The organism is Paraburkholderia sp. WS6 (assembly GCF_030464835.1).
GTDB classification, from domain to species: Bacteria; Pseudomonadota; Gammaproteobacteria; order Burkholderiales; family Burkholderiaceae; genus Paraburkholderia; species Paraburkholderia madseniana.
In genome coordinates, this window is sequence record NZ_JALQCK010000015.1 from 94,770 (window position 1) to 114,737 (window position 19,968).

Here is a 19,968-nt window from a genome sequence, read left to right on the forward strand (position 1 = left end):
CCGCGAACAACCGGCCCGCATCCGCGAAAGAGGATGCGGGCCGGTCCGTTTTCAGGACATCAGTTCGCCGTCGAGCGAGAAAAGTTTGCGCAGATGCTGCGCGACGCCCGCTTCGAAGTTGTTGCCGATGCGCGGCACGTTCGGCAGACGCGTGATGAGATCGGGATTGGCGTTGTTCATCATGAACGGATGGCCGGCTGTCTCCAGCAGGTCGATATCGTTCATGTTGTCGCCGAACGCCACGCATTGCGAGGCATCGACGCCGAGGCGCTCGAGCACGATCTGCAAAGCACGCCCCTTCGATACGTTCGACGTCATCACCTCCAGGCAATCCGGCAGCGAATAGGTGACGTACAGCGCGTCGCCGAATTCGCGCGCCAGGTTGGCCGAGATTTGCGCGAGATCGGCGGGCTCACCGATGTAGAGCGCCTTGGCAATGTCGACGCCGTCGTGCTTCGGCAAATCGGTGACCTCGTAGGTGAAGCCGGAATCCTGATGGAATTTCAGCAGATCCGGCGCATCGCGGTCGATCAACCACGCCTGGTCGGCGAACAGGTTGACGATCACACGACCGTGCGCGCCGGCGATTTCCGGCTGCACCAGCCGCTGCACGATGGCCGGCGGCAGGTCGTCGGCGTGGATCACCGTGTTGTCCGGCGCGTGAATGCGCGCGCCGTTCGACGTGATCAGGTACGCCTTGATGCCCAGCAGGTCACGAATGCCCGCAACGTCGCAGTAGTGGCGCCCCGTGGCGATCACGAAGTGCAGCCCATCGCTTTCCAGCTTACGCACGGTGGCGATCGTGAACGGGTCCACCTGGTGATCGGCGTTGAGCAGCGTGCCGTCGAGATCCGTGGCAATGACTTTATACATAGTGTGAGCAGCCGGGCAGCGTCAAAGATCGCATTTTACCGTTGCGCGCGCATCCGCGAGATCACACCCGGCGCGCCAGACGATTCTCAACCGCCGATGCGAGCCGCTTCGCGCTGCGCCAATTGCAAACCGCCGTGTGCCGAGTCCGCCAACGGCTCGCGCAAGCGGGCTTGATAGATCTGCGGCACGTACTCGCGCAAGGGTGCCCCGAGACCGCCGCACAGCGCGACCGGCAGGCTCGCTGAAGGGTCGAGCGCGGCAATCATCTTGCCCACCTCCACGCCGGCCTCATCGAGCAAATGCGCTGCGAACGGATGCGTGCGATGCGCAATGACGATCGGCGCGAGCCTCGCATAAGCGGTCTGATTAGCTTCGCACAGCCAGACCACGAGGCTGTCGCTGTCATGTGCGCCGGTGTGGGCGAGCAGCGCCTGCGCCAGATCGTCATTGGGCACACGGCCGTCGAGCGCTTGCTGGGCATACACGATGGCTCGTAGCCCAAGCCAGGCGCCGCTCGCTTCGTCGCCCGACGGGTAACCGAAGCCGCCGGCAGTTCGGCAGTCGCCATTGCCGTCAAGCACGGCCGCCTGACTGCCGGTGCCAAGCGCGACGACCACGCCGTGTGCGCCGCCGTGCGCACCAAGCAAGGTGGTGTACACATCGCTTTCCACCGCGAGCCCGGCAACCGCCGGCGCCTGCGCGCGAAACGCGGCCAGCCAGTCGCGATTGTTGACCCCTGCCAACCCGCAACCGAGTACGCAGCGCGCCCAGTCCAGCGGCACGCCGGCACGTGCAAATGCATCGGCGCAGCCCGCCTCAATGGCCTGCCACGCGCGCTCCACGCCGAGGCCCAGCCCCGAGGGCCCGCTCGCCGCCTGCGCCAGTTCACGGCCCTGCGCGTCGCCGAGTACGACTCGTGTACCAGTGCCGCCGCCGTCAATGCCGATCAGAAAGAGGTCTTTATTCATCGAATCGAGTGAGTTCAGGTGGTGAATAAGGCATAGCGTGGCAGGTCAGTTTCAATCCCGCAATCGGCCGAATGGCCGGCTTGCGGCGCGCACGGCTTCCGCTATGCTGACGGACGACATGACAACGCGGGAGCGCGAAAGTGACACAGCGATGCAACTGGGTATCGAGCGAAGCGCTCGCACACTACCACGACACCGAGTGGGGCGTGCCCTCGCGCGACGATCAGCATTTGTTCGAACTGCTTGTACTGGAAGGCGCCCAGGCAGGTTTGTCATGGTCGACGATTCTCAACAAACGAACCGGCTATCGCCGCGCGTTCGCCGACTTCGACATCGACAAGGTCGCGCGCTTTACGCCCAAACATGTCGATGCGCTGGTGCTGGACGAAAGTATCGTGCGTCATCGCGGCAAGATCGAATCGGCCGTTACCAACGCGCGCGCCGTGCAGCAGATTCAGGCCGAGCACGGTTCGTTCGCCAACTTCGTATGGTCGTTCGTCGATCAGACGCCCATCCAGAACGATTGGGCAACGTATAAACAGGCGCCTGCGTCGACCGAAATTTCGGACGCGCTCAGCAAGGGGCTGAAGCGCTACGGCTGCAAGTTCGTCGGCTCGACAATCTGCTATGCGTTCATGCAGGCGGTCGGCATGGTGAACGACCACGAGGGAAGCTGCATGTGCCGCGCGCGATGCGCGGCGCTCGGCAAGAAGGGACGCAATCGCAAGGCCGGTTGACGCTGCATAAAGGGCAAACGAGCCAAACCCGGGAATTGAAGGCTTTTCGCCGTGCTAGTCCGGGTTTCGTTAATTGGCGCGTGTCCGATACTGCCGTTCATGCGCTCGAACAACGAATAAACGCTGCGTAACGCATGGGAGACCAACCATGAAAACCCTTAGCTTCCTGACCCATCAGGAGATTTTCGATCAGGCCGTGGACCATCTGCTCGGCCAGAAACGCGCCGCCTTGCTGCCGCGCGGCGGCGGCGCATACCGCGGCTACTGCGGTGGCTGCCCGGTCGGCAGCTTCATCAAGCCGCACGACTATATGACCGCGATGGAAGGCGTTCCGGTGCGCTACATCGGCAAGGCGGCCATCGAGGTGCCTGCTTATATGGATGCCGGCATCTCTGCGCTCAAAAAGGCGCTCCTGCGCGCCCGCCTCAATGTGTACGACCCGGCCACAATCGCTCTGCTGAGTTGCCTGCAGAACGTGCACGACGTGTTCGGCACGTGGGAATGGCATGAGCGTCTGAGCTCGATTGCCCGGCAATTCGGCCTGTCCGCCGAGCGCCTGAAGAGCGCCGCGTAACGAGCCTCGGTACGGCGGCAAAGCCCAACGTAAATCGACTCCCCAAAAGCAAAACGGCGATGTGGCTTCTTTCGAAGCTCACACCGCCGTTCGGCGTGCAGTGCGCTAAATACAGCGCGAAAAAACGTGCTTAGTGCAGCTTTTTCGGCAGCATCTGGCTGCGCAGGCGCTTGTGCAGGCGCTTCACAGCAGCAGCCTTCTTGCGCTTACGTGCCGTAGTCGGCTTTTCGTACGATTGACGCTCACGCAGTTCTGCGATCAGGCCATTCTTTTCGATTGCGCGACGAAAGCGGCGAATCGCCACTTCGAACGGCTCGTTTTCTTTCAGAAGAATCGTCGTCATGTAATTCCTAACTCAATCACTTGATAGGGGTAAATTGCGTGGCGGATACCGCTCACGCGCCGGCCCTCCGGTCGTTCCGATTCATGGCCAGTAACAGGCAAACGCGGGAAAAATCCCGGCCAAACCACGAATGAAACGAGAGGCATAACGGCCACGGAGGCCGGAAAAGAGAGGTGGGGAGTTCACCGCGGAACGCGGACAGACGTAACGCATATGCCGCGTCTGCTGCCGTTTCGCCAACCTTTCATCAATGAAAAACATTGACGAAACAGGCAAAGATCTCAATTCACTCCCGATGATATCAGGAAACTCCCCATCCTACCAGGGGTTTAGCGATCGCGCCAGGTCTCCTGCGCGGGTCAGGCGCTCGCCTCGTCCAGTTCACGGATATCGGCACCGGTCAGCATCAGATGGACGGCGGCGGCCAGGCTTTTGAGCTGGTCGACCGAGGTCGCACTGGCAATTGGGGCCGTTACACTCGGGCGGGCGATCAGCCATGCCAGCGCGACCGTGGCCGGCGTGCTGCCGTGCCGCCCGGCGACCCGGTCGAGCGCGTCCAGAATCCGCAAACCGCGCTCGTTCAGATACTTCTCGACCCGGCTGGCACGCGCCTTGTTGGCCAGATCGGCCTGCGAACGGTACTTGCCGGACAGAAAGCCGCTTGCAAGGCTCCAGTACACCACCACGCCGAGCTGATTGGCGAGCGCCACCGGCTCAATGTCACGCTCATACTCCGCGCGGTCGTACAGGTTGTACTCCGGCTGCAACAACTGGTACTCGGGCAGCCCGTGCTGGCGGGACACGGCGAGCGCTTCCTCGACGCGCGCGCCGCTGTAGTTCGACGCGCCGATCACCCGCACCTTGCCCGCCTCGATCAGCTTCTGATACGCGCCGAGGGTTTCGGCCAGGGGCGTTTCGGTGTCGTCGTCGTGAGAAAAATAGATATCGATGTAGTCGGTCTGCAAGCGCCGCAGCGAATCCTCCACGGCCGCCTGAATGTTCGCCGCCGACAAGCCCGCGCGCTGCGGGTGCTTCGAAACCTTGGTGGCAAGCACGATTCTGTCGCGCTTGCCGCTCTGCCTGAACCACTTGCCGATGATGGTTTCCGATTCGCCACCCTGGTTACCCGGCACCCACGCGGAATAGACATCGGCGGTATCGATAAAGTTGAGCCCCGCATCGACAAATGCATCCAGGATCGAAAACGAGGTCGCTTCATCGGCCGTCCAGCCAAATACATTGCCACCGAACATAAGCGGCGCGACCTCTAATTCGGAACGTCCAATCCGGCGCTTTTGCATGATTTCTCCAGGGTTTGTCACAAGAGAAAAGGAGAATACGCCGTCTTTTCAATACCTGCAGCGGATGTCCCGAACAAGGCTGCAAGCGGCTTACAGACGGGTCGCAGCCCAACCGGCCCGAAAAACAATTGGATCGTTATTGCACAAAGTTCCTCAAGTTTTTTTTAGACGCGCCGTCAACCTTCACTGAGGCGGCCAGCAATGAACGAGTGCTTCCGCCGATGCCAACGTGGCGTATTGGGCTCAAGGCTTATTTAGGAGATTTTCATGCTCGGAATCAATAGCAACATCAACTCGCTGGTTGCACAGCAAAACCTTAATGGCTCGCAAAGCGCCCTTTCGCAAGCCATCACCCGTCTGTCGTCGGGCAAGCGCATCAACAGCGCGGCTGACGACGCAGCAGGTCTGGCGATCTCGACGCGTATGCAAACGCAGATCAACGGCCTGAACCAGGGCGTGTCGAATGCGAATGACGGCGTGTCGATGGTTCAAACCGCATCGAGCGCACTGTCGTCGCTGACCTCCAGCCTGCAACGTATCCGTCAGCTGGCCGTGCAAGCATCGACCGGTTCGCTGTCGTCGAGCGACCAGGCAGCACTGCAGAAGGAAGTGTCGGCGCAGATCTCTGAAGTGAACCGTATCGCGTCGCAAACGACGTACAACGGCACGAACATTCTGGACGGCTCGGCAGGCAGCCTGACGTTCCAGGTCGGCGCGAACGTTGGCCAGACCATCAGCCTGAACCTGAGCCAATCGATGTCGGCAGCGAAGATCGGTGGCGGCCTGGTGCAAACGGGTCAAACCGTCGGCACGGTCTCGCTCAGCGTGGACTCGGCGGGTGCTTACACGACGGCTGCCAGCCCGGCAATCACAGCAATCAACGTGCTGTCGGACGGCAAGGGCGGTTACACCTTCACCGATCAAAACAACCAGGGTATTGCAGCGACGGTCGCAGCCGCAGTTTTCGGCGCAGGCGCAACGGCAGGTACGGGCACGCAAGGTACGGCTCTGGCACTCCAGGCTGGTGCAACGACGACGGCAGGTGCAGGTTCCGCTGCTCAGGTTTCGGCAGTCGCACAGATCAACGCGATCAACAGCCCGCCGACGGTTTCGAACCTGGACATCAGCAATGTCACTGGCGCGAACCAAGCAATGGTCTCGATCGACAATGCACTGCAGACCGTCAACAACCTGCAAGCATCGCTGGGTGCCGCGCAAAACCGCTTCACCGCAATCTCGACGTCGCAGCAAGCTGAGTCGACCGACCTGTCGTCGGCACAATCGCAAATCACGGACGCCAACTTCGCACAAGAAACGGCGAACCTGAGCAAGGCGCAAGTGCTGCAACAAGCTGGTATCTCGGTGTTGGCGCAAGCTAACTCGAACCCGCAGCAAGTTCTGAAGCTCCTGGGTTAAGAGCTGACGCAGTAACGGTGATGCGCCGCGCGTCAATGCGGCGCATCTCCGGGTTCCAAACAACGGGAGGCTCGCCTCCCGCTGTGCATTCCCATCACCAAGTGATGTAGCATCGCGCACCACCCAATACAGATTTCCAGACGCCCGGAGCCTCTGCATGTCCTCGATCTCAACAACGTCTACTGCTGCGTCAACCGCCGCTGCCAACGCGGCGCTGCAGTCGGCCGCTCAATCGATCATCAGCGGCTCGACCGGCAACTCGTCGATGGACGTGTCGACGCTCGTTACGGCACTCGTGAACGCGAAGACCGCAGGACAAACCGCGGCTCTGTCGGCACGACAAACCTCGGATAACACCACGTTGTCCGCATACGGTGCCCTGAGCTCCGCGCTGAGCGCGTTGCAGTCGGGCATCACGAACCTCGCCAACGGCACCACGCTGTCGACTTTCTCGGCAACCGCCAGCGGCACCGGTCTGACGGCGACAGCCGGTGCGGGCGCCGTGGCCGGCAGCTACTCGGTCGCGGTGACGCAGATCGCCAGTTCGCAGGCTTTGTCCTCGGCGGCCTTCGGCGCCACCACGCAACTCGGCACCGGCACGCTGACGGTTTCGCTTGGCGGCAAGTCGATGAACATCAACGTCGACAGCACTAACAACACGCTCTCCGGCATCGCTTCCGCAATCAATGCCAGCAGCAGCAACCCCGGCGTCACGGCGACCATCGTGACCGGCACGGACGGCGCTCACCTCGTGCTGCGCGGGGCGAACACGGGCGCCGCCAACGTCATCAACGTCTCGACCAGCAATGTCACGTCCGACACCGGCCTGTCGAGCCTCGGCGTGACCTCGACCGCCAGCACCACGGGTGGCCAATCGTCGATCACGTCGGCGAATTCGAGCAGTGCCTGGACGCAAAGCGGGTTTGCTCAGGACGCTGAATTCAAGGTCGGCGGGATCGCGGCCAGCAGCTCAACCAACTCCGTGACGACCGCCATTTCCGGCGTCACGATGAACCTGACAGCGGCATCCGCGGGCACCACGCAGACGCTGACCATTGCGACGGACACCACGTCGCAGAGCACCGCGATCAACAACTTCGTCAGCCTCTACAACACCGTCGTCACGACGATGTCCACGCTCACGTCGTTCAGCTCCGGATCGTCGTCACAAGGCCCACTGCTGGGCGACTCGACGCTGCAGACGATCAAGAACACGCTGGCCTCGATCGTGGGCGGCTCGGTGGGCTCGGGCAGCACCGGCACCACGCTGGCATCGATCGGCATCACGTTGAAAGACAACCCGGCGGACGGCACGATGGTGGTCGACAACACCGCACTGAGCACCGCACTGACGGCCAACCCGGCAACGGTCGCCTCGCTCTTCAACTCGACCAACGGCATCGCCGAGCAGTTGAACAGCAGCATCACCACTTTCACGCAGACCGGCGGCATCATCGATACGCGCAATACCGCGCTGAACGCCGACCTGAAGAGCATCACCACGCAGCAAACGGCGCTCGCCGACTACACAGCGCAATTGACGAGTCAGTATCAGGCGCAGTTCACCGCCCTGAACACGCTGATGGCGACGATGAACAACAATTCGCAGTACCTGACCGCCCTGTTCGGCGGCACCAACAGTGCCGGCGCACTGGCGACCAACAAGGGCTAAGCCATGGATCCGATCCAAATGAACCAGTCGGAGTTGGTCGAACGTCTGCTTTCGATTACACGGGAAATCGAACAGGCGGCTTCGCTCGCCGACTGGCCGGAAGCGGCCCGTTTGACCGAAGCGCGTTCGCCGCTGCTGATGTCGCTGTCGGCGGATCAGGAACCCGTTGCGCTGGAAATGATCCGCCGGATCCAGGCGATCGACGAATCGCTGCTCGCCGATGCGGAAACCACCAAGAACGAACTGCACATTGAGTTCGAAGCGGCGATCGGCCGTACCAAGGCCGCCGGCGAATATCAGCGGGTGGCCCGGCTGTAAGCGGGCGAAAGGTCCGGCGACCGCTCCTTGCCGAACCGAACAGGCCGAACCGCGGGATCGACCCGCCGAAAAGGCGCAGCAGCACTGAACTGCAGTACCAGACAATAAGAACTACGCGCTGAAGTGAGGGCGCGCTCGTTCCCTCAGCCCGCCTCGTGCGGGCTTTTTTCTGGCTTTCGTCCTCACGCCCCCCTCTCCATGCGCTAAACAGGCGGCTTTTTCACCGTCATCTCCGCGCATCGGAAACGCCCTCCCCGTCGCACAATTTCCGTCATAGACCATTCTGCGCTGACACCATGACTCTCCTGCACGAGCAGCCGACCGCTGAACCCTTGACGCCCGAACAGCAGTTCGAGCATGACATCGCCCTGGTTTTGCAAACCGCGCTGGCGCATCACCACAAGGAAGAGTTCGACGACGCCGAAGCGCTGTATAAGGCGATCCTCGAAGCCACGCCCAGCCACGCCGACGTGCAGTACAACCTCGGCGTGCTGTACGTGCAGCGCAGTCGTCCTGTCGAGGCCCTGCCACACCTGGAAGCCGCGCTCGGCGGCGCGCCGAACAATGGACAATTCTGGGTTGCGTACATCAACGCGTTGATCGATGCGGACCAAACCCAGGCGGCCTGGCTGGCGCTGGAAATGGGGCAGCAAAGGGGATTGAAGGGGCCAGCAGTCGACGGACTGATTACGCGCATGGCGCACGGCACTGCCGTGTACGCCACCGCTGCGGTCACGCCGGTCGTTGCCTCGCCGGAACTCACTACGACGGTGGTCATTTCGACAGATCGGGACACCTCGGATGCCACAACGGCAGCACTCGATACGCGCCGCCCCACCCCACAGGAAATACACCGCTTCAACACGCTTTTCGCCAAGGGCCACGTTCCGGACGCCGTCAAGCTCGGACGAAGCCTGACGGAACGATTTCCAACGAACGGTCTCGCTTGGCGTTGCCTCGGTATCGCGCTTCATAAAGCCGCCCTATACAGCGATTCCGCCGAACCCCTGAGAAACGCCATCAAGTTTGGTAGCGACGATTCCGAAGTTCGGAAGGCGCTGGCCGACTTGCTGCGCTTGCTTGGTCATTATGCCGATGCAGAAGCCGAGTGCAGAAAACTGCTCGAACTGCATCCGGACCATTCAGAAGGTCATCGTATCCTTGGCATGGTGCTCGCCGGCTTGGGCCGCACCCGCGAAGGGATCGCTGAGTGCCGTCGCGCAACCGAACTCGCGCCCGATTACTCGGAGTCGCATAGCACGCTGGGCGTCGTGTTGCTTAACGCCGGCGCTACGGACGAGGCCGAACTATGCTTTCGCCGCGCGCTTGAGCTCGATCCCAAAATTGCACCGACGCGCAGCAATTTGCTCTTCACCATCGCGCACAACCCTAACATCGCCGCGGAGCAAATCTACGCTGAACATCGCGAATTTGCCCGGATTCATGAAGCATCGCTGCGCTTGCCGAAGCAGCGTCACACGAATAGCCGCGCGCCCCATCGCCAGTTAAAGGTTGGAATCGTATCCGGCGACTTGTTCCGGCATGCGGTCGCATCCTATTTGATGCCGATCATCGAGCCGCTCGCGAAAGACGAGAGCCTGCAGCTCCATGTCTATTCCAACCATGTGCTTGAGGACGATTACACGCAGTGGATGCGCAGCCAGATGCACGAATGGAACATGATTTCCGGCATGACGGACGAGCAATTCACCGCCAAGGTTCGGGCCGACAAGATCGATATCCTGATCGACCTGAGCGGGCATACCGGCCGTAACCGGCTGCAGGCGTTTGCGCGCAAGCCCGCGCCAATTCAGGTCAGCTGGATCGGCTACCCCGCGACGACCGGTCTCGACGCGATGGACTACTATCTGAGCGACCGTTTCTTTACGCCGTTCGGCGACATCGAGCAGCAGTTCTCCGAGAAGCTCGTGCATCTCGCCTCCATCGGGCCGTTTCAGCCGGACAAGAATGCGCCGCCTGTCAACATCCTGCCGGCCATGCATAACGGCTACATCACGTTCGGCAGTTTCAACCGGCAGAACAAGTTGCGCCCCGACGTAATCGCCGTGTGGGCGAGGTTGCTTCGCGAGTTGCCCACTGCCCGAATGGTGCTGGGTTCGATGACCGGCGATGAAGGCGATGAAAATCTCATCAGCTGGTTCGTCAACGAAGGGATTTCACGGGAACGCCTGACTTTCCGTACGCGTTCGCGAGTAGAGGTCTACCTGCAACAGCACTTCCAGGTCGACATCTGTCTCGACACCTTTCCCTATACCGGTTCGACGACCGTTCTGAACTCGTTGTGGATGGGCGTGCCCACGCTGACGATAGTCGGCAAGACCATGGCGAGCCGGGCAGCGACGGCATGGCTCGCTCATTCAGGTCTCGACGCGTTCGCGGCCGAAGACGCAGACGACTTCGTGGCAAAGGGTGTCAAGCTGGCCTCCGACATCCCTGCACTCGCCAGCATTCGCACGGCGTTGCGGGATCGCTGCATGCAGTCGCCCCCGTTCCAGCCGGAAGTTGTCGCAAAAAGCCTTTCACGCGCATTCCGCACGATGTGGCAGCGCTGGTGCAACGATCTCGCACCGGCCGCCTTCAGCGCGCACGACCCGCAAGCAGCAAGCGGCGACCCGGTTCACACCGCATAACGGCCGCCATCCGTGACCCGGACTAAAAAACAGTAGCGAGGAAACCATGGGCTCAAGCGCTCCTCTTCGTGCGATCGCGTCGCTGGACGACGAACGCATCTATGTGACCCAGCCGCATCTGCCGCCGCTGGCCGAGTTCATGCCGTACCTCGAAAAGATCTGGAACAGCAAGATCCTCACGAACGGGGGACCGTTCCACCAGCAACTCGAAAAAGCGCTCTGCGAGTATCTGGGCGTGGAGCACCTCGCGCTGTTCGCGAACGGCACGCTAGCCCTCGTCACAGCACTGCAGGCGTTGCGCATCAATGGCGAAGTGATTACGACGCCCTACTCGTTCGCAGCGACCGCGCATTCGCTCCTGTGGAACGGCATCAAGCCGGTTTTCGTGGACGTCGACCCGGACACGCTCAATCTCGATCCGGAGAAGATCGAAGCGGCCATCACGCCGCAAACCACCGCGATCATGCCGGTGCATTGCTACGGCCATCCCTGCGATGTGAAAGCCATCCAGAAGATCGCCGATAACTACAACCTCAAGGTCATCTACGACGCCGCGCACGCGTTCGGCGTGCAGACCGAAGAGGGCAGCGTGCTCAAGCATGGCGATCTGTCGATCGTCAGTTTCCACGCCACCAAAGTCTTCAATACGTTCGAAGGCGGCGCGATCATCTGCCCGGATGCGAAGACGAAGCAGCGTATCGACCATCTGAAGAACTTCGGTTTCGTCGATGAGGTGACCGTTGTGGCCGCCGGCATCAACGGCAAGATGAGCGAAATCAATGCTGCATTTGGGCTTCTGCAACTGCAGCACATAGATAACGCATTGGCAAAACGCAAGATGGTCGACGCGCAGTATCGCGAGCTGCTGGCTGACGTGCCCGGCATTCGCTGCCTGTCGGACGCGGGCGAAAAAGTCGCGAACTACGCGTACTTTCCCGTTCAGGTCGAAGATAACTTTCCGATCAGCCGTGATGCGCTTTATGACCACCTGAAGCAACACGATATCTATGCGCGTCGCTACTTCTACCCGCTGATTTCTGAATTCCCGATGTATCGAGGCCTGCCGTCGTCGCATAAGGACAATCTGAGCGCCGCCAGCGCGGCGTCGAAACGGATCTTGTGTCTGCCGATCTATCCCGATCTGAACCCGGTACAGGTTGAGCGCATTGTCAGCATCGTCGCCGGCATTCAATGAATTGAGCCGGTCTTAAAAGCGGGATGCATGCTATGCAAAACATCGTGCTGGTCGGGTCTTCCGGCCACGCCAAAGTCGTTATCGACATCGTTGAAAAGCAGGGGTCCTACCGGATCGCCGGCCTCATCGACGCCTTTCGGGCGGTTGGCGAAGAAACCCTCGGCTATCCGGTTCTTGGCGGTGAATCCGATCTGGCGAGATTGACCGCCGAGCACGATCTGAAGGGCGTGATCATAGCGATCGGGGATAACAACGTTCGCGCGAACGTGGCGGCCAAAGTGGCCGACGCCTGTCCGCACTTGCCATTTGTCAGCGCAGTCCACCCGGCGGCCAGCGTCGGCAAGGGGACACGCATCGGCGCCGGCACGGTCGTCATGGCGGGCGCCGTTATCAATGCCGACTGCCGCGTGGGTCGGTTCTGCGTTGTGAACACGAAGGCATCGCTCGACCACGATTGCGTCATGGAAGATTTTTCGAGCCTGGCGCCCGGCGTGACCACCGGCGGCAATTGCCGCGTCGGCAGCCACGCCGCCGTGAGCATCGGCGCCGTGTTGCGCCATGGAATCACGATTGGCGAACACAGCGTGGTCGGCGCCGGATCAATCGTTCTGAAAGCGGTCGATGCTTTTTCGGTGACGTACGGAAACCCCGCGAAGAAGGTCCGGGATCGCCAACAGGGCGACAAATATCTTTAGTCAGAATCTGCCGCCCCCGCTTCACTTCCTGAACCGCCCCCCACCGCCCCCGCCAGCCGCACGCCCCTGAAACTGCCCGCTCGCCCTGGCATTCCCCAGATCATGCCCCTGCTTTAACGAGTCGAGCTGCTGGGTCTGGCTGGCGCTCGGCTGAACCGGCTGCCAGCCGTTGGCGCTGTGCTGCTCCCAGCCGCCGCCCTGGTCATGCTTGTAGACGTTGCCATTACTACCCGCATACACATTGCCGTTGTTCCACGCGACCGCATTACCGGTGTTCTTGTTGCCCACCACGCCGCGCGAGGCCGCCTGATGATCGCCTGAATTCGTGTTGCCGGTTACGCCCGCTTCGGCCACGCCGTAGCGGCCGGTCTGCGCGTTGTAGCCGGCGCGTTGCCCGCCCGCCGCGTAATCGCCGGTGCCCTGGTTGCCCACTACGCCGCTACGTCCCGCACCGCTGCGTCCCGTCGACGGATCGCTGAACGAGCCTTGCCGTCCGGCCGCGTAGTTGCCGTTGTACGCGTTCTCGACGGCGCCACGACTCCCCTGGTAATGAGCGCCAGTGTACGGATTGAAACCGGACACGGACGTTCCCGCCCAACTGTTGCCGGTCCAGCCGTTCCAGCCGCTCGCGTGGGTCACGGTGGCCTGCCCTCCCCAGCGGCCGTAAATATTCGCCTGGTTGACGTTCGCGTATTGCCAGCTGCCGCCCCAATACGGTCCCCAGTATGGCGACGGTGCGCCCCACGTGGCGCCGATCGCAAAGCCGAAGGCAAAGCCCATCGTCGTGCCGAGCGCGAAGCCCGCGCCGTAGCCATAGGTGGCCGGATAGCCGTAGTAGACCTCGCCGACGTACGGCGCGTACACATAGCCGGTGCCGTACACGACGGTACCGTCTGCGTTGACAACGACACCCATATAGCCCGGCGTATAGCCGACCACCACCGTATCCGGGGTCGCCGAATAGACGTGGACGTAGGTCACGTAATGCACGGGCGAAGCCGCCGGAATCGTATAGATCGCAGCCGGCACGGTATCGGCGACATGCCACGGGCCACTTGCCGCGCTCGCGGTGAACCAGATCCCGTTGGCGACCGCGAAGAATTGCGTAGGCGCCGTCTGGATCACCGGCGTCGCCGTGTTCACCGCATACGAAAGCGACGTGCCGGCAATGCCCACGAACTTCGGCGTGCCGTCATAGACCACCTTCAGCGTGGTGGACTTGCGCGATACGGTCGCTGTCTGCGGGATGGTTGCGGCGATCGCCGCTTCTTTGGCCTGCGACGTTCCAGGCACGGAGACGAGCGCGTTCGCGTGCGGGTCGTCGGCAGCGATCTTCGCGAAATCGGCGGGCAAGCTCTTGCCGTCGACGAAGGTCCAGGGTCCATTCAGGCCCGCTGCGGCAAACCAGCGGCCAGACAGAAGCAAGTAGTAATGGTTGTCGCGCGGCTCGACGAACAGCGCGTGGTCGGCGTTGGCGACGGAGAGTAAATTCGCGCCCTTCACCGGTTGCAGCGAGGGCTTGCCGGTCGTCACCACCAGCTCGGCCGGCTGCGCGGCGACGACAACGTCCGGCGCCTGCGCCGGTTTCTTGCCGTCGGCCGGCAACAGCGGGTCGGACTTCAGATTTGCTTGCGCTTTGTTCGCCGCGGCGACCAGCTCATGCGGCGGTGCTGCGTTCAGATGCCACGGACCGTCGAGCGATGTCGCCTCGTACCAGTAGCCCGCAGCATTCAGATGCAGCGTGCCGCTCGCGTCCTTGAGCAGCATCGCCCGCGTGTTGATCAGCCGTTGATAGTGCGTGTCGCCGAGCGCACGCCAGTTCGCGTCGCCGTCGACCAGCACGAGCAGCGTGGGGCGTTCAGCAAAGAGGATGTGAGGTACGTTGTTCTGCACCGCGAGGCCGGGTTCACTGCCTTCGTGGGTGCTGGCATAACTGGCCTGCAACTGTTCGAGCGATGTGGTGAGGCCGTCTTTCGGGATGCGTGCCTGCAAGGCAGTTTTCACCCCAGCCGCGGCACCCGGCGTGGCCGGCATATCGACCTGGTCGATGACGATATCGAGCAGTTGAACAGTCGAGCTGGTCTTGTCGACTTCAGCACGCGCGGTGAAATGCGCGACGCCGTAGTTGGGCGTGGCGCTCTTCGCACCGACCGCAAAAGCCGCGCCCTTCGATCCGGTTGCCCTGCCACACTTCCACCTGCGGCTGATACAACTCGATGCGCTGCTGCGCGCTATCGAAGTCGCGCGGCCAGGCCGTCGGCAGCGGCTGCACGGCGGCCGCGGCAAGCGCCTGCCCGGGCGTAGCGACTGTCACCGCAAGCGACGTGCAGACGCCGGCAAGCAACAGCAAGGATCGCTTCATCGTAGTTTTCATTGTGCATCGCTCCATGAGCATTGACGGCGGGATAGACCGGTCATCAGACGCAGCGGCCCCGGTCGGCAAGTCAACCGAGCCCGCTGATCGGCAAGGATGCGAATTCGCTCCTGCTCGCCGTCAGCGTGACCTCCATATCAAGCAATGCCATCCTGCCCGGTGCTGATGCATCAAGTCTTCGTCGCGGCCATCGCCTTGCCGGACTCGTTTTTTGCGCGCAACAACTCGGTCAGGATTTCCATCGACCGCCCCTCGTCTGCCGTCAGGTCAACGAGGAAGCGGTCATTATTTTTTTGCAGCCAGGGCATCGACATGTCCCACCATTCAAGTTCAAGAAGTTTCTCGCGGATGCGCTCGGAGAAACGGAATCGAACAAGGCGTGCGGGGCTACCCACGTAGATGCCATAGGGTTCACTTTTGAAATTGGGCGGCACCACGGTTCTTGCACCGATAACGCAGCCGTTTTCAATCGTGGAACCGCCAAGAAACATCGCTTCGTCGCCGATCCATACGTCGTTGCGAATAACCGTGTCGCCGTACTGAGGCGGTGGGACGTTGTTTAGCCCACTGCCGTAAACGCTAAGCATCGACGTTGAAATCGTCCGCATGTCGTGTTGCCCATTCAGCAGGAACTTCAGTCTCAAGCCACCCGCGACGAACTTTCCGACTACAAGCTTTTGCAACCCGGCATCATATTTGGCGATCGAGCCGACACCGATTCCCGAACACTTGCCAATCGAGAAGGTCCCAACCTTCGCTTCTTCATCCAGCCAGTCACGAAAGAAGTTGTTCGGGATCGTCGAGATCGATCCATCCCGATACCCGAGCACGATAAAGGCCTTCGAAAAGGGGTGTTGGGGTTGAACTCCGATAAAGTCGTCTGAGGTGGTTACGTTCATGATGGTCCGCAAAAGGTGGTTCGCATCGCGTCGCCGGCCACGCCTCAACATTGAGGTCGCGAATGGCGACGATGGTCATGAACAGCATATCGGCGAGCACTGCGGCGCACTTCGCCGATTAGGGCCGCATTTCACGACCAGTTCGATGCGTAACCACGTTTCACGAGTCACCGCCATGCGCTGCCCACCTGCACATAAAACGCGTTCTGCCCGGGCCCGTGCGCGACGTCGATCCCCATCGTCACGCCGAGCTTGCGAGCAATCAGATAGCGAAACCCTGTGCCGAAGCCGAACGCGGTGGGTGCATCCGAAAATGAATGCAGATGGCCGTAGGCTTTACCAACGCCGCCGAAGCCGAGCACCGACCAGCGCGGCGTGACGTTCCAGCGAATTTCGGCTTCCGCGGTAAGCTGGTTGTTGTCCTGGAACTTCGCATCGGACACGCCGCGCAGCGACACATACGGCTGCGCGAAAAACGGAATGTTTCCTTGCGAGAAGCCGGTGTCGGCACGCAGGCCGAGCACCCAGCTCTTCGACAGCGGAATCCACTGGTAGCCGCGTGCCGTCTGCTCCTGAAAGTTGGTGGAACTGCCGAGGCCGCCACGCGCGAGGTCGGCTTCCAGCTCCGCATAGGTGCCGCTCGACGGATAGAACATGTTGTCGCGCGTGTCGTAGTCGACCACCACGCCGCCCTTGGCGACGCGCTGATCTCTCTCGAACTCGCGAATCCCCGCCGGAACGCTCGCGTCGAAACGCGTGCTCGCGTCGAAGAAGGTATAGCGCGGGCCGACATACCAGTGACTATTGCCGAGCCTGAACAGGAACTGCTGCACGAGCGCGATACCGTCGAGCTGATAGGCGCGCGGCTGGTTCTGGATGCCGTAGTAATTCAGATGCAGCCCCACCTTGCCAATTACGCCGAGATAGCGGATGTGGTCGTCGTCCCAGGTGTGGAAGTGCATCAGCCCCGCGCCCCAGCTATGCGTGCCGGTCACGAAGCCGCCGAGGCCGGTGATGTTCGGCGGCACTTTGGCGTCGTCGGGCGCATCGGCGCTTTTCGTCGGCAGCGAGAAATAGAGCAGGCCGAGGCCCAGGCCGTAGCCGACCGCCGGCTCGGTGATCAGCGTCGGCACAGGCAAGACGCCCCTATGCGTCAGCAGAAGATTGCTCAAGTCGAAAGCACCGTCTTCGGGATCGGTGAATTTCGACGCCGCGCGGCCGTGGACCGACACGAGCAGCAACGCCGCGACCACCGCCGAGGCGCGCAGCGATCGTCTGCGGGGCACCTCGGACTCGCTCGGTGGAGCGGCGTCGACGGGAAACGGCACACACGAGGAGCGACGGATCACCAGATGCATGCTCCGTTACTGGAAGGTGGCACTAATCGACAGTTCGACCGCATTCCCCTTAGGCCGGTTGCTGACGTTGAACTCGTTGACCCAACGCAGCGACGCCGACACCGGCGTTTTTTGGACCTTGCCAGACCACGTGACCATCGGCCCGATACCCACCGAATGCCCCTGATTGCCGCCGGTGGCATCGGCCAGGCCGCCGCTATCATGACCGATCTGCTGGATATAGCCGCCCACCACGCCCACACCCCAGCCGCCGCCAAAGCGCTTGAGCGCGAGCAGGTCGAGCACGCTGACCGGTGCGTTGTGATAGTGGGTGTCGCCGTTCGGCGTATAGAACTCGACGCCATAGTTCAACGACAACTCGATCTCTTCTTTCGGGAACAGCTTCGTGTACGAGACCGTCGGCGTGAAGGTCCACGTGTTCTGCCCGGCATTGGCGAGGCGGCTCGAGGTGTACGCGCCGGTCGGCGCATAGATCTGTAGGCTCAACGCGATGTGGTCGGTTCTGGTCAGGTGATAGCCGGCCACCACCGGCGTGAAGAAGAGGTCGGCGAACTGGGTGCCATGATCGTTCGGCAAGCGGCCATGAAACGACGACACGTCGGTGTACTGGATCGGTACGCCGAACGAAGAAGCGAAGTTCCAGCCGCCCGCCGTAATGCCCCAGGTCTTGATCGCATTCACGAGCGTGTACACGATCGAATAGTCGAGCCCGGCGGTGACAGTACCGGCAATCGGGATCGTCTTGCTCGCACCGAGCGAGCCTTCGTAGTAAATCGTGTTGGCCGACACGATCCAGTCGCTGGTGGGCGGCACCACGCCTGCGTACGGCGTGACCTGCATGCCGGTGATCGGTCTGCCGACGCCACCTTCAGTAGCCCACGCTTGTTGCGAAAGACCCACGCCGGCGGTGGTAAGAAGCGCACCCGTGCACAACCTGGCGAGTGACCGGCTTGCGGACAAACGGTTTGTGCGACTCATAGTCATCCTCATGAAATTAACTTTCCGCACTTCCACTTTGCGAAACAAGGTTTTGACACACCGCGGCGGCAAGCCGCACGCGTGCATATCGGCGTGTTTTCTTACGGTTCACGCTTGACCGGCGGCGGCGTCCAACTGCCGTCGAGCGCCGGTTGCTGCGGCCAATAGGCGCGGACATACAGCGAGAACGCTTCATTGGCGGGCGCCGGCAGCCAGTTGGAGACCTTGTCGTCACCGGGACTCGTTTTCTGCACGTAGAGCGTCAACGAGCCATCCGCATTGAACTTCAGGTCCTTGTTCTTGGTGCCGAGCGAGTAGCGGTTCTGCGGGTTCGGCGAGAAGAAGTGATGCGAGTTGTACAGCGTCAGCGACCAGAACCCCTTGACCGGAGGCAACTGATCCTTGGCGAACGTCACCGTGTAGCGTGCGTTGCCATCGAGACGCTGACCGGATGCGTCTGCGTCGGCGTAGAAATACTTGGTCTCGTTAGGCTTGTTGACGAAGATGTTCGACTTCGCCACCGCCGTGCGTGTGAAGTAGTCCGTGCCGAACGCGGCGCCGTTGCTGATGGTGTTCCAGTTCGCCGGCAGCCGCTTGCCAAAGGTGTTGAAGTTGAACAGCGGCGTGACCAGATCCGCTTCGGCCTTCGTCCCTTCCTCAACAATCGCGGTCTTGATTGCCGGATCCTTCTGCGCCGCGACGATCAATGCGCGCGCCTGCGCGTAGAGCGCCTCTTCGCCGCGTTGCGGCGGCGTCTCGTCGAGCACGGTGGGCAGCATGTCCCAGAAGCGGTTTGGATCGACCCACTTGATCTCTTCGGCGTTGCCGCCCGCGGCACCACCGGCCTCGCCGAAGCTCGGCAGCTTCGACCAGTCGGTCTCCTTGACCTGGCCGTCGTACTCGGCGAGCGGATACAGGCCAACCTTCGCAATCACCGACTGCACAGCCACGCGATCTTCAGGCGTGTCGTCCATGAAAACGCGCGGAATAAAACTGCCGACTCCGGTCGACGAGCGGAACACCTGGCGGATGCCCTTCGGCACCTGGCCGTGCCAGTCAGGGCCCGCTAGGAGATAGAAGCCCGGACGTGTGCCGTACATCTTGCCGAGACTCGCGAAACCGTCGGTACGCAGATCGACGGCCTGATAGACCCAGAAGCGTTTGCCAAAATCGGGCACCTGCACGACCACCGGCGTCTGATTCAGATCGAGGATCGAGGAGCCGTAGACCACGTCCTGATTCGGACACGCAACAAATCGCTCCTGCGGCTGAATGTAGTCGCGCAGCATCGACAGATGATTGGGCGGCGCAACCGGCACGATGCCGCCGTTCAGACCCGGCTGTGGGACCTGCTTCATCGCCAGCAGACGGCCGTAGACGTTCACCATCGGCCACGCCCAGAAGTAGGTCTGGCGCGCTACCAATCGTGCGTATTCTTCAGAGATCGCGTAGCCGGCCACCGGGCCCGGCACGGACGCCATAGTGGCCGTTGCGTGGGCAGGCTGGTCCTGCTGCGTCTTCGCCAGAATGGGTGCAGCAACCGACGCCAGCACGGCGGCCGTGACCCATGTCGCTGTTTTCTTATTCATATTGTCCTCAGGTTCGTCCATGCGCGG

Annotated in this window: 16 protein-coding genes and 1 pseudogene; 8 read left to right on the forward strand and 9 right to left on the reverse strand. The window is 61.7% G+C overall.

The window, feature by feature from the left end; genetic code table 11:
- Window positions 1-51: 51 nt before the first annotated feature.
- Window positions 52-873 (reverse strand): Cof-type HAD-IIB family hydrolase, encoded by an 822-nt coding sequence (locus M0D64_RS19410; protein WP_171927647.1) that lies wholly within the window; start codon window positions 871-873, stop codon window positions 52-54.
- A gap of 86 nt (window positions 874-959) precedes the next feature.
- Window positions 960-1,841, reverse strand: a complete 882-nt coding sequence (locus M0D64_RS19415) for a BadF/BadG/BcrA/BcrD ATPase family protein (protein ID WP_154559876.1) — start codon at window positions 1,839-1,841, stop codon at window positions 960-962.
- 140 nt (window positions 1,842-1,981) lie between these two features.
- Between M0D64_RS19415 and M0D64_RS19420 the strand changes: the two genes are divergently transcribed.
- Together M0D64_RS19420 and M0D64_RS19425 are read left to right on the forward strand one after the other, a co-directional pair.
- A complete protein-coding gene (locus M0D64_RS19420) occupies window positions 1,982-2,578 on the forward strand; it encodes a DNA-3-methyladenine glycosylase I (RefSeq protein WP_171927648.1) in 597 nt (198 codons plus the stop codon).
- Between the two features lie 148 nt (window positions 2,579-2,726).
- Entirely contained in the window at window positions 2,727-3,152 is a 426-nt protein-coding gene (locus tag M0D64_RS19425; protein WP_266238857.1) for a hypothetical protein, read from the forward strand.
- A gap of 130 nt (window positions 3,153-3,282) precedes the next feature.
- On the opposite strand, the gene rpsU is transcribed toward M0D64_RS19425, so the two are convergent.
- Together rpsU and M0D64_RS19435 are read right to left on the reverse strand one after the other, a co-directional pair.
- On the reverse strand, window positions 3,283-3,495 hold the full coding sequence (gene rpsU, locus M0D64_RS19430) for a 30S ribosomal protein S21 (protein ID WP_006050883.1): 213 nt from the start codon (window positions 3,493-3,495) through the stop codon (window positions 3,283-3,285).
- 359 nt (window positions 3,496-3,854) lie between these two features.
- Complete coding sequence (locus M0D64_RS19435) at window positions 3,855-4,796, reverse strand: aldo/keto reductase (protein ID WP_266258895.1); 942 nt, start codon at window positions 4,794-4,796, stop codon at window positions 3,855-3,857.
- 267 nt (window positions 4,797-5,063) lie between these two features.
- Between M0D64_RS19435 and M0D64_RS19440 the strand changes: the two genes are divergently transcribed.
- From M0D64_RS19440 to M0D64_RS19465, 6 genes are all read left to right on the forward strand, one after another.
- The gene (locus M0D64_RS19440; protein ID WP_171927651.1) at window positions 5,064-6,212 is read left to right on the forward strand and encodes a flagellin; all 1,149 of its coding nucleotides are present in this window, start codon (window positions 5,064-5,066) and stop codon (window positions 6,210-6,212) included.
- A 157-nt stretch (window positions 6,213-6,369) separates the two neighbouring features.
- Window positions 6,370-7,884, forward strand: a complete 1,515-nt coding sequence (gene fliD / locus M0D64_RS19445; protein ID WP_171927652.1) for a flagellar filament capping protein FliD — start codon at window positions 6,370-6,372, stop codon at window positions 7,882-7,884.
- Between the two features lie 3 nt (window positions 7,885-7,887).
- Window positions 7,888-8,202 carry a flagellar protein FliT gene (locus tag M0D64_RS19450; RefSeq protein WP_171927653.1) on the forward strand — a complete coding sequence of 105 codons (315 nt, stop codon included), beginning with the start codon at window positions 7,888-7,890 and terminating at the stop codon, window positions 8,200-8,202.
- Window positions 8,203-8,507: 305 nt separating this feature from the next.
- Window positions 8,508-10,853: a tetratricopeptide repeat protein gene (locus M0D64_RS19455; RefSeq protein ID WP_171927658.1), complete on the forward strand. Its 2,346-nt coding sequence runs from the start codon at window positions 8,508-8,510 to the stop codon at window positions 10,851-10,853.
- 46 nt (window positions 10,854-10,899) lie between these two features.
- Window positions 10,900-12,048: a dTDP-4-amino-4,6-dideoxy-D-glucose aminotransferase VioA gene (gene vioA, locus M0D64_RS19460; RefSeq protein ID WP_171927654.1), complete on the forward strand. Its 1,149-nt coding sequence runs from the start codon at window positions 10,900-10,902 to the stop codon at window positions 12,046-12,048.
- Window positions 12,049-12,080: 32 nt separating this feature from the next.
- Entirely contained in the window at window positions 12,081-12,743 is a 663-nt protein-coding gene (locus M0D64_RS19465; RefSeq protein WP_171927655.1) for an acetyltransferase, read from the forward strand.
- Window positions 12,744-12,764: 21 nt separating this feature from the next.
- Here the strand turns inward: M0D64_RS19465 and M0D64_RS19470 are convergent.
- The 5 genes and pseudogenes from M0D64_RS19470 to M0D64_RS19490 all read right to left on the reverse strand — a co-directional run bounded on the left by M0D64_RS19470 (window position 12,765) and on the right by M0D64_RS19490 (window position 19,941).
- Window positions 12,765-15,117, reverse strand: a pseudogene (locus M0D64_RS19470) (carbohydrate-binding family V/XII).
- A 170-nt stretch (window positions 15,118-15,287) separates the two neighbouring features.
- Window positions 15,288-16,016, reverse strand: coding sequence for an acetyltransferase (locus M0D64_RS19475; protein WP_171925317.1), 729 nt, complete (start codon window positions 16,014-16,016; stop codon window positions 15,288-15,290).
- Window positions 16,017-16,183: 167 nt separating this feature from the next.
- Complete coding sequence (locus M0D64_RS19480) at window positions 16,184-17,302, reverse strand: BamA/TamA family outer membrane protein (protein WP_266258896.1); 1,119 nt, start codon at window positions 17,300-17,302, stop codon at window positions 16,184-16,186.
- Window positions 17,303-17,380: 78 nt separating this feature from the next.
- The gene (locus tag M0D64_RS19485) at window positions 17,381-18,352 is read right to left on the reverse strand and encodes a transporter (RefSeq protein WP_171925315.1); all 972 of its coding nucleotides are present in this window, start codon (window positions 18,350-18,352) and stop codon (window positions 17,381-17,383) included.
- A gap of 101 nt (window positions 18,353-18,453) precedes the next feature.
- Entirely contained in the window at window positions 18,454-19,941 is a 1,488-nt protein-coding gene (locus M0D64_RS19490) for a DUF1254 domain-containing protein (protein WP_266258897.1), read from the reverse strand.
- Window positions 19,942-19,968: the final 27 nt, after the last annotated feature.